At 45.3% G+C, this 12,603-nt stretch carries 11 protein-coding genes; all 11 read right to left on the bottom strand.

The features are described 5' to 3' along the window. Positions 1-9: 9 nt before the first annotated feature. The 11 genes from rmuC to AACM02_RS11180 all read right to left on the bottom strand — a co-directional run bounded on the left by rmuC (position 10) and on the right by AACM02_RS11180 (position 12,588). On the bottom strand, positions 10-1,506 hold the full coding sequence (gene rmuC, locus AACM02_RS11230; RefSeq protein ID WP_214062371.1) for a DNA recombination protein RmuC: 1,497 nt from the start codon (positions 1,504-1,506) through the stop codon (positions 10-12). 16 nt (positions 1,507-1,522) lie between these two features. Then, positions 1,523-2,743 carry a bifunctional 3,4-dihydroxy-2-butanone-4-phosphate synthase/GTP cyclohydrolase II gene (locus AACM02_RS11225; protein ID WP_339117028.1) on the bottom strand — a complete coding sequence of 407 codons (1,221 nt, stop codon included), beginning with the start codon at positions 2,741-2,743 and terminating at the stop codon, positions 1,523-1,525. Positions 2,744-2,753: 10 nt separating this feature from the next. Next, positions 2,754-4,694, bottom strand: coding sequence for an LptF/LptG family permease (locus tag AACM02_RS11220; protein ID WP_339117027.1), 1,941 nt, complete (start codon positions 4,692-4,694; stop codon positions 2,754-2,756). Positions 4,695-4,835: 141 nt separating this feature from the next. Beyond that, complete coding sequence (locus tag AACM02_RS11215; RefSeq protein WP_214062523.1) at positions 4,836-5,225, bottom strand: START-like domain-containing protein; 390 nt, start codon at positions 5,223-5,225, stop codon at positions 4,836-4,838. Between the two features lie 101 nt (positions 5,226-5,326). Further along, on the bottom strand, positions 5,327-6,277 hold the full coding sequence (locus AACM02_RS11210) for an IS30 family transposase (protein ID WP_238866016.1): 951 nt from the start codon (positions 6,275-6,277) through the stop codon (positions 5,327-5,329). A 222-nt stretch (positions 6,278-6,499) separates the two neighbouring features. Beyond that, entirely contained in the window at positions 6,500-7,252 is a 753-nt protein-coding gene (locus tag AACM02_RS11205; protein ID WP_214062524.1) for a dienelactone hydrolase family protein, read from the bottom strand. A 93-nt stretch (positions 7,253-7,345) separates the two neighbouring features. Continuing rightward, a complete protein-coding gene (locus AACM02_RS11200) occupies positions 7,346-8,218 on the bottom strand; it encodes a hypothetical protein (protein WP_339117026.1) in 873 nt (290 codons plus the stop codon). A 62-nt stretch (positions 8,219-8,280) separates the two neighbouring features. Beyond that, positions 8,281-10,407 (bottom strand): hypothetical protein, encoded by a 2,127-nt coding sequence (locus AACM02_RS11195; protein WP_339117025.1) that lies wholly within the window; start codon positions 10,405-10,407, stop codon positions 8,281-8,283. Positions 10,408-10,420: 13 nt separating this feature from the next. Next, positions 10,421-11,080 carry a hypothetical protein gene (locus tag AACM02_RS11190; RefSeq protein WP_339117024.1) on the bottom strand — a complete coding sequence of 220 codons (660 nt, stop codon included), beginning with the start codon at positions 11,078-11,080 and terminating at the stop codon, positions 10,421-10,423. A 108-nt stretch (positions 11,081-11,188) separates the two neighbouring features. After that, positions 11,189-11,707: a hypothetical protein gene (locus tag AACM02_RS11185; RefSeq protein WP_339117023.1), complete on the bottom strand. Its 519-nt coding sequence runs from the start codon at positions 11,705-11,707 to the stop codon at positions 11,189-11,191. A gap of 47 nt (positions 11,708-11,754) precedes the next feature. After that, positions 11,755-12,588 carry a hypothetical protein gene (locus tag AACM02_RS11180; RefSeq protein WP_339117022.1) on the bottom strand — a complete coding sequence of 278 codons (834 nt, stop codon included), beginning with the start codon at positions 12,586-12,588 and terminating at the stop codon, positions 11,755-11,757. Between the last annotated feature and the right edge of the window lie 15 nt (positions 12,589-12,603).

Genomic DNA, 12,603 nt, shown 5'->3' with positions numbered 1-12,603 from the left:
TGGGCTTTTTTACTCCTCAATCAGCGATTGCGGCAAGCTTTTCTTTGCTTTAACTCCCAAATCTTTTAGTTTCTGGGTCTGTAAGACCAAATTGTCGTTTCCGGTAGAAAGCTGTTTGTAGGCATCGTTGTACGCGTTCTGAGCCTGGTCCAGGTTTTTCCCGATTTTTTCGAGGTTATTGATAAACCCCACAAACTTATCGTAGAGTTTTGCTCCGCGTTCGGCAATCTCTATCGCATTTCGGTTCTGATATTCACGCTTCCAGAGGTCAACGATGAGCTTTAACGCTGCAATCAGGTTTGTAGGGCTGATGAGCAGGATTTTTTTGTCGTATGCGTATTGCCAGATATCCGGGTCGTGTTGTAAGGCAAGCATGTATGCCGGTTCGTTTGGGACGAACATCATCACGAAATCGAGCGTAACGGCGTAATCCTGATAGCTTTTCCGGCTCAGCTCATCAATGTGCTTCCTTACCGAACGCAGGTGTTCCCCGATGCATTTTTTTTGTTCGTCGACTTCGTCGGTTTGTGTGTAACGAACATACGCCGACAGCGATACCTTGGAGTCGATAATTACCTTGCGGTCGTCGGGGTAGGAGATGATCACATCGGGTTGCATTTTGCTTCCGTCCTCGTTAACGAGGTAGGCACCGTCGACGTCTTTCAGGAACTCTTGGACAAAGTATTCCCTGTCGCGCACCAATCCCGATTTCTCGAGGATGTTCTCCAGGATCATTTGTCCCCAATCGCCTTGTGTTTTGGAACTTCCTTTCAAGGCATTGGTCAGGTTCACGGCATCCTCGCTGAGTTTTGTATTGAGCTCCTTCAGCTTTTTTACTTCTTCGCCCAGTGAAAACCTCTCTTTGGCTTCGGTAATGTAGACCTCTTCCACTTTTTTCCGGAACGAGTCGATATTTTCACCTAACGGCTTCAGGATGATGTCTAAGTTCTCCTGATTGATCTTGGTGAACTTGTGCGTTTTTTCGTCCAGGATTTTTTCCGCGATATTTTCAAACTCCAGGTTGAATTGTTTTCGCAGGTTCTCCATTTCGGACTTTTGCGTCTCCAGCTTCTCTTTCAGGGCGTTGAAGTCGGCTGTTGAGGCGGCAAGCAACCTGTTGGTTTCGTTAAACTCATCGGTCATCGATTTTAATTCCAGCTTGTAAGTGCCGATTTCTTCCAACTGCTTTTGTACGGTGTCGTGGGCTACATTGAGCTGGGCAGTAGTGCCGGAGAGGTTACGTTCAAGGGCCTGAACTTCGTCCCGGGACTGTTCTGTCTTTTCCCGGTATGCCGCAATCTCCGTTCTTAATTCCGCCTCATCTTCCTGCATGGACTTCAGTTTCTCCTGCGCTACAATGAGGTCGGTATGTAGAGAGACATTCTTCTCATTCACGGCTTCAAGTTCTTGTTTTGATACCGTTTTCAACCTGACAAGGAGGGTTGCCATGATCCAGGCAATAATTCCTCCGGCCACAAAACCTATGAGAAGACCGGTTATTTCCATTTTTTTACTTTTACGGTTACAATCCGGAATTTTTCAGGATATGTCCCATCTTTTTCTTCTTGGTTTCCATGTAGAAATGGTTGTACTCGTTGGGCGTAATTTCGATAGGCACATTTTCCACCACTTCCAGTCCGTAAGATTCCAGTCCGATACGTTTCACGGGATTGTTGGTCATTAACCGCATTTTTGTGACGCCCAGGCTTTGCAGGATTTGTGCACCCACGCCGTAATCGCGCTCGTCTGCCTTATAGCCTAAATGGAGGTTGGCATCAACCGTATCCATTCCCTTTTCCTGTAATTTGTAGGCCGAAGCCTTTGCCATAAGTCCGATTCCACGTCCTTCCTGATTGAGATAAACCAACACGCCTTTTCCTTCTTTTTCGATCATCTGCATGGCTTTATGCAGTTGTTCTCCGCATTCGCATCGCATGGAGCCGAAAATATCGCCGGTTATACACGACGAGTGAACGCGCACCAAAATGGGCTCGTCTTTGTGCCATTCTCCTTTTATCAGTGCTACGTGATCCAATCCATTGGACTTCTGACGAAAAGGGACCATGTGGAACTCTCCGTACTGGGTGGGTAAATGTACCTCCTCCCCGCGGTTTACGAGCGACTCTGTCCTCAGGCGATACTTGATGAGATCGGCAACCGAAATAATCTTCAGGTTAAATTCCTTTGCCATTTTCATCAGTTCGGGCATGCGTGCCATTTCCCCGTCTTCCTTTTTTATCTCTGCCAGCGCTCCGGCAGGGTACAATCCGGCCAAACGGGCCAGGTCAATAGTAGCTTCCGTGTGTCCTGCACGGCGAATAACGCCTTTGCTCATGGCTCGTAACGGGAAAATGTGTCCCGGCCGGCCAAAATCTTCGGGTTTGGTTTCTTCACGTGCCAGCGCCAGTATGGTTTGTGCCCGGTCGTAGGCCGAGATGCCGGTCGTGCAGCCGTGAGTGAGTAAATCTATAGAGACGGTAAACGGTGTGGAGTGGATGGAGGTGTTGTGGGTGACCATCATGGGCAACTCCAATTCTTCGGCACGTTCTTTGGTGATGGGTGTACAGATAAGTCCCCGGGCGTGCGTTTCCATAAAGTTGACTTTTTCCGGCGTGATACACTCGGCAGCAATGATCAGATCGCCTTCATTTTCCCGGTCTTCGTCGTCGACCACGATTATGAAGTTTCCTTTTTTTATTTCTTCGATAGCTTCTTCTATCGTGTTTAGCGTAAATTCTTTCATTTTGTATTGTTTATACAGCTACTTTACGTTGCTGGTTGTTCATTATCTCATTTAATTCGTTGTTTAACGTTAATACGGCGTTTAAGTCCCTGTTGATTCGCTTTTCAAAAGGCAGTGAAAGCAGTTTCATTATAACCCCGAGAGGGAAAATATACATGCACAGTTTGGCAAGTGTGGATCCCGTATTAAAGGGGCGTACATATTTTATCAAAACCGGGTATTCCTTTGCTTTCTCAATAACCATCGGCTTACGTGAGTTGGATAGCTGATTGAGCATATTCTCCATCTTGTTTTTTATCGAGGTCAAGGAATGGTCGTATCCGTTGTCTGTCCAATAGGTTTTGTATCCGAGGGTGCCGTATTTTTGCAGGTGGGCGGCCACCTCATCGGTCAGCTCACGTGACGATTGATAAACCTCGGCGTAGTTGGGTTCTTCAATAACGACCTCTTTCAGCGTATAATTTCTTTTCTCGCGGATAAAGAAAAGTTTCTTGAAGAAGCTTGTATAGGTATCGGTACTCATAATTACCGAGTCTGTCATGGCCTTGTACGTCAGGAAAATGCCCAACGGCAGCAGAATCATCGAGCTGAACCACATGCCGATCCAATGATCCCAAACCCCGTCGCGGGCCATTTTGTAACCTACATTGTCTAAGATATAGTAGATAATAAACAAAATAACCGATATGACAATGGGTGTTCCCAGGCCACCTTTGCGTACGATGGAGCCCAGTGGGGCACCGATGAAAAAGAATACGAAACAGGCAAAGGGGATGGTGAATTTTCGGTGCCACTCGATCCATTGCCGGTTTATATTTCGTTGTGTGGTTGTTTTGGACATCGACCGGAAAAGATAATCGTTCCCGTTATTGTCGGCTTTTGAGTAGGCGTTTTGCAGGATGGCCGTCTGGGTTTGTATGTCTCTTGAAGCGAAAATAGAATCCATATCGGGTTTCATGGATGCGGTTGCGTGCTCAACGATGGAGTCCCTTTTCTCTTGCGGATAGCTGTTCCGGAAAGAAAGATAGGTATATTGTTTCATTATCTTCCGGTCGGAAATGTTTACGCTGTCGATGAATTGCTCCATAGAGTCGATCGAAACCCTTAGCTGTGCGATATTTTTGGAAACGTAATTGCTCGATTCGCTCTCCTGTAAAACACTTTCTTCCATTCGGTTGAAGTTGTCATCATAGGGTATAGTCATCGTTTTTGTAACAAAACTCTCGCGGGCATAGGGGATAAACTCCGAAGAAAAATTCATATTTTCCGTTCCCTGGGTAAAGTTTTGAAACTGTTGCCCGCTATGCATCGTAAAGACAAGCGATAATTTATCTTCCGAGGTCCGCATCTCGGCCGAATCACAGATAATGACAGCCATATTCTGGAACCCGCTGCTGACATCGTAAATGGAAACACCATATAACATTCCGGTTTTCCGGTTTTTCTTGTCCACGTACAAATTGTAACCTTCTATCTCCTTGTAAAAAACACCTTCGGGAACATCCAGTTCAGGTGATTTCTGCCGGATGGAGATCAGGAGTGAATAAAACTTGGGCTGGATTTTCGGCATGGCGTTGTTTTGAAAAAAAAAGGTGCCTATGCAGATTAAGACAATCAGGGCAATGAGCGGAACCATCGCCTTGATGAGAGAGATCCCCGCCGATTTTATGGCCAGCAGCTCCAGGTTTTCACCCAGGTTCCCAAACATCATCAGCGAAGCCAGCAATATGGATAAAGGCAGTGCCAAAGGTATCAACTGAAGCGCTGCGTATAAAAACATTTCACCTATTACGTTCAACCCGAGCCCTTTACCTACCATGTCCTCAACGTATTTCCATAAGAACTGCATCAACACCAAAAAAAGGCATATGGCAAACGTCATCAGAAACAGCGGGATATAGGTTTTTAACAAATAGCCGTAAAGTTTTTTTATATGGAAATCCCTTCTCATCTGTTAAAAGAAGCCCTTTTTAAATTCGATACAAAGATAATAAATTCCTGTGGAGAAAAGTGTTTTGAGGTTTAAGAAAACAAAAAGAACAACCGGCTTGTTTTCGGTTGTTCTTTTTGTTTATATAGCGAGGGATAGCTACTACACACCCAGCCTTCTTTTCATTTTATCGATCTGTGTTTCCCACAAGGTAATGGCATCGCCTTTTTCGTCGGGTTCTGCGAAATCGGTGATTTGTAAAGCAATTTCATTGGATAATTCCAGTTTATGAAGCTGGAACTCAAAATATATATTTTCTTCCTCCTCGTCCAACCACCGGAAACGAATACTTTGCTGGGGTTTCGAACCTAAGATCTCTGCCTGATTATCCGACTTTCCCCAAAAAAATGTGTAAACATTTTCTTCCTCGTTCATCGTAACTTCATCGGCAAACCATTCCGATAATCCGTCAACCTGGCTGATCATTCTCCACAAACTCGCTTGTGTGGCACTCCCCATCACAAACTCAATATGAAACTTCTCTTTAAGCATAACTGCTCACAATAAATTGCGCTCAATATACAACTTTTTTTCCATATAACGGCATTTCACAACAGTTTTTTGGCCGCCTAGAGTCAACCAGCAAGTGCAATTTAGTAATAATTTTTGTAAAACTCTATTTTAGGATTGCTAAAGTCTAATTTTTCTCTTGGTCTTCTGTTTAGTTTATGCTGTATTTCTTTTACTTTCTCATCGGAATAATCTTTAAATGTTGCTCCTTTTGGGATGTATTGCCGGATTAATTTATTGGCATTTTCAACAGCTCCTTTTTGCCACGATGAATAAGGATCAGTGAAATATACCGGTACTTTCAACTTTTTTGTTATCAGTTCGTGTGCTGCAAACTCGGATCCGTTATCTGTTGTAATGGTTTTCAGTTTGTCCTTATAAGGCAGCAACATAGCAATGACTTCCTTGCAAACCTGCTTAGAGTCTTTGCCCATAGGCAGTTTTCTCATCATTATAAAGTTTGTATTTCTTTCTGTCATTGTCAGTATTATTTCCTTTTGTCCGTTTCCTATTATGGTGTCCATTTCAAAATCTCCAAACCGGCTTCCGTCGGCCTCTTTTGGCCTTTGGCGAATACTTTTTCTGTTGGGTATGTTAGTGGCAGAACCTACGGGTCTTTTTCTGTATTTGAGCTTGTGGCGGCAGTGCTTGTAAAGGTTTCCTCCCGATTTCTTATCTTGCCTGATCCATTGATAAATAGTCTCGTGAGAGATAGATATTTGATCATATTTTGCGAGATATCCGCTGATTTGTTTGGGCGACCAATCTTTGCGAATGAGACGGATTATTTTCTGTTTAATCCACTCCGATGTCGATCTATTGCCCGGTAAACGTTCTTTGCGCTCTTGGGCCATCTCTTGTGCCAAACGCCATGAGTAGCCTCCAGTTTTGTTTTTGTTACGGCTTAATTCCCTATAAACCGTAGAAATATTTACCTTTATCTGCTTGGCTATTTCAGACTTGCTTGTTCCGTTTTGTAAGCCTAAATAAATAGCATATCTTTGTTCTGAAGTTAACTGTTTGTATTTTTTCATAAGCAACATAATAGTTAATTTTAGGGAGACTTCGGTCTCCTTTTTTATTTTTTTATGTTGCTGATTGACTAATTGTTTTTTTCAAAACCCCTTAAGCACTTTTGAAAGGGGATTTTGGAAAAAAACAATTAAGATAAGAAGTGTAATGTAATCAAATCTTTTGCACTTCTATCTTGAACTTAGTCCGTTGTATAAAAATAGATGAGCAGAATTGGCTTGTTTTTAAGAGAATATTTCTTCGAGAAATTTTATGAATCGTTTCCAAGATTGCTTATCAGCTTCCAGGCGATATGCCGGAGTCCCGAACACCGTAAAACCGTGCGGGGCATTTCCGTATGAGGTCATTTCGTGGGGGATTTTTGCCGCTTCCAACTCTTTGGCAAGAGCGGCAAAATCATCCATAGTGATGGCGGTATCGGCTGTTCCGTGAAAAATGATGATCTTCCCCCTGGTTTTTGAGTAATCTTGCCCTTCGGGGGTTCCCAGGCCACCGTGGAAGGTTGCAAAACCTTTCAACGCTGTTTCCGAGCGGGCTAGCTCCAGGGCGGCTGCACCCCCGAAACAATAACCCATCGCCGCCACTTTTTCCGTTTCAGCGCCCTGTTGTCTTGCAGCATGCAAAGCACCCGTCATCAGGCGGCGCAGTTTACTGCGGTCTTTATACAATTCTCCCGTGTGTTGGGCTTTCTCTTTGTTCTCGGTGGGACGGATCCCTTTGCCAAAAAGATCGGCTGCAAATACCTGATAGCCTTCTTCGGCCAACATGTTGGCACGTTTTACTTCGTAATCGGTCAGCCCGTCCCAGTCGTGAAGAATCAGTACCAGTGCGGCGTTTCCCGGATTTCCCGTCGATGGCCTGATGTAATAGCCTTCATAAGGCTCATTGTCCACCTCATAGGTTACAAATTTGCCTTGTGCCAGTGAGATGGAAAAAGAGAAAACGGCGGCGATCAGAAAGAAATGTTTTGTTGTCATAATGCTGTAATTTTTATGTTTACGCTTATAACACAAAATATTTACAAATTGTTGTCTCTATTCGCAATAAGGATGAGGCACGTTTGTTTCATATCAAAGCATATTTCGCATTTCTCCGGCGAATTCCTTTACCAGTTCCAACGCAGCCAGTTCATTTGATTGAGATGCATTAAGGTTAAGACCGGTTTGTTCTTTCACCTGATTGTTCTGTATCGTTTGAATTTGGGAAAGCAACCTCAGTACCTGAGGCATCTCCCCCCATTTTTTGTTTATCATTTGTTTCTTGAGTGGCGCGATAGCCTGGCAGTAGTTGTCATTACAACGTTGTTCGTTCTTGGTGATATACTCATCAATAACATCCTGGTTGATGCATGCTTCACCTCTGTATTGAGGTTCCGGGGCATTTTTCAATACCATTTCCAAACACAGGTCGAGATCGGTTTTAGCCTGCTTTTCTTTCTTTTCATATTCAGCCTGCATGTTCACCCACCCCTCTTTATACGTCGACAGTCTGTCCTGAAGGTCTTGTAATTTGATGTTGTACTGCTTCCTGGCAGATGATTGCGAATGTTTTCCCCTGTTGGAAGCGACATACTTCTCACCCCACTCTTGAAGTTCCTCTTCACTCATGTTTTCAATTTTTTTCAGATCCATCGAAGAGATTCCGTGATCTTTCATGAGTTTTTGTTGTGCCAGTTGTTCGCCGGCAGCTTCGCCACCTGATACCGTACTTAAGAGCTGATTTTGGTCGGCAGGCGGCTGTTGTTTGTGTATCCGCTCAATATCCAATTCGATCGCTTCGATGACCCTGTCAATCTGCTGGTAAAAGGTGTTTTTATTTGTTTCGGTTACCGCACAACCATTGTCTGGAAACTTTGGAAGGTTGGAGAGATAGTTTTGAGCGAGTTGCTGCGCTGAGACAAGTTGAGAAAAAATCCACAGAATTATAACTACATTATTTTTCATTGCCTATTGATTTAACATCCATTTTTTATTGAAAGACTTATTGTGGCAAGACTGGTTATTGCTTATTCCGGCAGCAAATCAGAAATGCCCGGTGGCGTAAAATTAGCGGACGCATCCACCGAAGGGCCTCCTTCCAGGGCAAAACGGCCGTTAATCTCTCCTTCTGCCAGTCCGCCCACACCGGCTTTGACCGAGCTGGTGAAAGCCACATCCTTTACGGCATCACCCTGTCCGATGGTGACCTCTACTCCCATGGTAGCTTCCGCCGTGAGATTGCCGTTGCCGTATTCTCCTTTCACGCCCACTCCTCCCCAGATGGTGGTCTCGTGTTTGTTAAAATCGCGCTTTACAGACCATAGTAAACCTTCTCCACCCGATAACTTCACGTGGTCGCAGCTGAGCTCAAACGATAAAGGCCCAATGCCACCCCCGATACCGTTTTCACCCAACGGGCAATCTTTCTTCTTTTTTGAGGGCAGCTCAGGGTCAGGCGCCTCTCCCGGCGGTTCCGGCGGTTCGGGCTCCACGCAAATCATTTGATTGAGCTGATCGGCATAACCCGGCAATCCTGAAGCAAAGCCGGCAGCTATCTCCAGATGGATCACCGTCATCATTTCCCGGTAAAGGTTGTAATACTCATTGAGACTGGGGGCATACATCCGTTCAATGATGGGATTGGTAAAAGCATAGTAGTCGGGGATCGCCTCTTTCAAAGCATTGGAAACCAGTGTGTAGTTTTTGCATCCGGCTGAAAAGGAAGATTCCAGGTCCCGTTTTTGTTCCTTACAGATGCGAAACATGACCTGGTCCAGCTGGTATTGTACCTGCCTGATTTCCGCTCCCACCTTTTTCTGGCAATACTCATTATCTCCACACGCCTCAAGCTTCTTGAGGAGTGCAGTCAGCTCTTCCTGAAGACGTAGCGATTGCTCCATCAGTTGTGTGATTGTGGGCATATGTTGTTCCAGCAGGTTCGAATTGTTTTCCATGATCTTTGCACCCTGATTCAGTGCTTGTCCGTAGTTGCTGTTTTCACCAAACAACAATTCCGTGATATCGGAAAACAGCATGATCTCCTTTGAGAAATCACGGGTGAAAACCATTGCATTGTCCGGATCTTTCGATGCACGCAGCTGCTGTTTTCTGATCCGCTCCGACACCGACAGCAGGTCGGAGGTCAGCTGTCTTTTCCGGGCATCCAGGCCGGAAAGGTATCTCTTGATTGGTTGCTCTTGTCCCGCCATTCTTCCGATATCCTCATACACGGGCAGGTCGGGTACCTCCACTCCTTCTGTATCGCCTTTCTCATCCGTCAGCGGCCGGGGCTGGCTCCCCTGGCTCTGTGAAGGCGACTTTGCCGCCTGTGCTTGTTTCATGGCGCCGAAACCTACTGCCGAATACCTTTGGCCCAAAGCCTTCCGCAGGTATTGTTCCGCTTTCAGGGGATTGTTTTCGCATTGGGCAATCAACCCCAGGCCCAAGTAAGGCGAACTCATTTTTGGTGCTGTCCTCAACGCTTTTTCAAACATCAGGGTGGCATTCGTGTTGTCGCCAGCTTCCCGGTAAGCCCAACCCAGATTACAGAGGATAAGGCCGATATCCGGTTTTAACCGATCGGCATATTGCAACACCCGGATGGCTTTGGAATATTCACCCATGTCTTTGAGTGCCACGCCCAGGTTGTTGGCCGTAAGCACATCATCCGGCGTTTGGACGGCACTCCAGGCAATGGCATAAACCGATGCCGATCCTGCCCCTGTCATCACAAAGGCCGCTCCCATATCTGCTCCGTCTGTCTTTTTGGAAGAGCGCTCCAGCATAAGCCTCAGCTTTTGTAAATCACCCGTCTTCGGCCCATACGCCGCCATCAGCGATTGAGCAAACTCTACATACGTATCACGCGTCAGTGAAGGCAGGAGGGAGAGCTCAGCCTTTTCGGGACATGGGTTGTGCTTATTCGTAGTAGCCTGTACCTGTAGCTTGCCTTTATCCGTTTGCCTGTCCAGCGCATTGGCTTGCTTCTCCATCGATTCTCCCCACTGCTCCAGCCGGGCACTTTCCTGTTCGGTGAGTTCCTTTCCGGATTTTGCTTTTTCCAGAATCCGGCTTATATCCCTGGGTATTTGCATCTGTGCACAGGCAACAAATGCGAACGTTAACGCCGTAAGTAAAAGTAATAATTGCTTCATAAATGAGACGGTATTACTCCTCGTCGGTGAACCGGATATCCCGGGGTACTTCAAATTTTTCCTGCGGAGGAGCCACCTCTTCAACCGATGTTACCCGGGAGGAAGTTTGTATGCCCATTGCTTCACCCTCCATGCTCATCATGACATTCCCCCACATCACATAATCCATTTGGGTTCCTTTATCGCTCTTCATGCTCATCTTTCGGCATTTGTATCCGAGGAATTCGACTTCTCCCAGGTCTTCCAGGTTCATCTTTCCCAACAGTTCATCCGACAATGATTCCACATCTACTCCCAGGGGGTTGATTGCCCTTGCCAGGGTATAATGCTCACCTGTCTTCTTGTCCAGGTCGATCTTCCAGTGGTCATCCCCTTTTATGATCTCCAAGGTACGTGTGGAGTAGTCCTCTCCCATGACTTCCATCGGCACTGTTGTTTCAATAGCTTCCCATTCGCCCCACTTGTCAAAATAGGTAACAATGCTCATCTCCATGCCCATGGCTTCAGAGGTAGAGCGAATGATTCCTTGTTCAAGGGGATATCTTTTTTTTCCGGCCTCAGCTTGGAGTTCTTTTGCCGAAAATTCCTGTCCCCGGGATTCTCTTTCTTTCTTCTCACCGGAACAACTGCCCAAAAACAGGGCCACCAACAAAAAGAATACAAGTTTTTTCATGATTATTCCGTTTTTTAGTTTGCTTTTATCACACTTGTTGATTTATGAATTCTCAGTAATTTGTTTCTCTAATAAAAGTGATCGCCGTCGTATCCGGTAGCGATAATCTCACTGTTTGACTATCCTGCTTTTCAGCGATCTGTATGTCATGTCGCCCCCGGCCAGCGAAGCTAGCTTCTCTGCTACCATCAAGGGAACTGCAATGTCGTCGCCATCTGCTTCCAGGGTGAAAAAGACATCCTTCACCCGGCCTGTATAGTAGCTGGAGTAGCGCACGAGCTCCTTATCGTCCCATTTTGCCATATACTTGTAGCTTCCGCCAGCTCCCCACTCCCGGGTTTTTATATCCGCCAGTTTCTCGTCATGCACTGGATGTAACCCTTTCCTTATGCTCTCGAGCTTCATCTCCAATGCCATCTTCTCTAATTCCGTTCGTCCCGTGACCTCTTCATTTTGACTCTCTGAATCATACAGAGTAAGGACGATGGTGAAATTGTACCCCTTGCCGTCGTTCCTTCCGGTTAAGGTGTCAAACTGAATTCCTGCAAAAAGAGGATAGAAGACACAGCTTGCTCTGCCGACATTACGGCAGCCCTCGGGAAGGATTTGTAGCAGCTCTGGCGGCACGTCGAACGCAAAAACTCGTTTAACAGCAGGTCATTCCATGTTTATTCTTACCTAAACATTTTATTCAATTCGTGTACAGCATCGAAGGGACTCATTTTGCCCTCGGCCTCAGCGTTATAGGAAAAAGCTCTTAACATTGATTTATACAGATCCCTTAAGGCTGTCAAACCGACTGATTCCGATGAAATTCGGTAACCATCAACGATATAATTATCTAATTTATCTACAATGGGAGTCAATTTCTCATACTCCTGCAGCATCTTTTGAAGATTTTCCCTGTTCTTCCTATCCACTTCTTTATGGAACTTTAACCGGTTGTGATGGATTTGTTGTTCTAATTGTTTTTTCCTTTGCTGATTTCCTGTCGAAGCAGGTTTGCTTCTGAGTTCCGCCAACTCGTAATTAAGCGGTTCATTCAATTTCATCATTGAATCAATGCCCTCCCGCCACTGGCCCAAAATATCCATTTCAGTCTCAGTAAGAGGCATAGTGATCGATGTATACTGATCATAAATTTTCTCCCACTCTTTTTGAGCAGCATCAATCTTATTCAGTATCTCCAGATCAAAAGGAACAGGCTTATTGTCCCTTATCCTCTGTTTCTCTTTCTCAGCTTCTTCACAATCATAGAGTAGTTCGTTAATGATTTCCAGTTTCTCCTTATAACGCTCAATTTCTGTTTGACTGGCGGTAAGTGTATTTTCCGGAATCGATGGGAAACTACGCAATATGCGCAGATAGTTGCAGTCCGGGTTATTCTGCAGCAACAAAGTGTCACTACCGGCCGTCATCCCATCTCTCAAAAAGAGGTAACTGTTCTGTTCTCCGTAGCTGTGCACCATACACAACATTGCAATAATTATAAAATCGATCTTTTTCATATGATTCATATTTTT

Source organism: Petrimonas sp., from assembly GCF_963921705.1.
GTDB classification, from domain to species: Bacteria; Bacteroidota; Bacteroidia; order Bacteroidales; family Dysgonomonadaceae; genus Petrimonas; species Petrimonas sulfuriphila.
The sequence above is the reverse complement of the archived record's forward strand: the minus strand, read 5'-3'. Positions and strand labels throughout refer to the sequence as shown.

What these genes read in the sequence shown, in the direction of transcription:
- rmuC (WP_214062371.1), bottom strand. Translation starts at nt 1,506, where the DNA reads ATGGAAATAACCGGTCTTCTCATAGGTTTTGTGGCCGGAGGAATTATT.
- AACM02_RS11225 (WP_339117028.1), bottom strand. Translation starts at nt 2,743, where the DNA reads ATGAAAGAATTTACGCTAAACACGATAGAAGAAGCTATCGAAGAAATA.
- AACM02_RS11220 (WP_339117027.1), bottom strand. Translation starts at nt 4,694, where the DNA reads ATGAGAAGGGATTTCCATATAAAAAAACTTTACGGCTATTTGTTAAAA.
- AACM02_RS11215 (WP_214062523.1), bottom strand. Translation starts at nt 5,225, where the DNA reads ATGCTTAAAGAGAAGTTTCATATTGAGTTTGTGATGGGGAGTGCCACA.
- AACM02_RS11210 (WP_238866016.1), bottom strand. Translation starts at nt 6,277, where the DNA reads ATGAAAAAATACAAACAGTTAACTTCAGAACAAAGATATGCTATTTAT.
- AACM02_RS11205 (WP_214062524.1), bottom strand. Translation starts at nt 7,252, where the DNA reads ATGACAACAAAACATTTCTTTCTGATCGCCGCCGTTTTCTCTTTTTCC.
- AACM02_RS11200 (WP_339117026.1), bottom strand. Translation starts at nt 8,218, where the DNA reads ATGAAAAATAATGTAGTTATAATTCTGTGGATTTTTTCTCAACTTGTC.
- AACM02_RS11195 (WP_339117025.1), bottom strand. Translation starts at nt 10,407, where the DNA reads ATGAAGCAATTATTACTTTTACTTACGGCGTTAACGTTCGCATTTGTT.
- AACM02_RS11190 (WP_339117024.1), bottom strand. Translation starts at nt 11,080, where the DNA reads ATGAAAAAACTTGTATTCTTTTTGTTGGTGGCCCTGTTTTTGGGCAGT.
- AACM02_RS11180 (WP_339117022.1), bottom strand. Translation starts at nt 12,588, where the DNA reads ATGAAAAAGATCGATTTTATAATTATTGCAATGTTGTGTATGGTGCAC.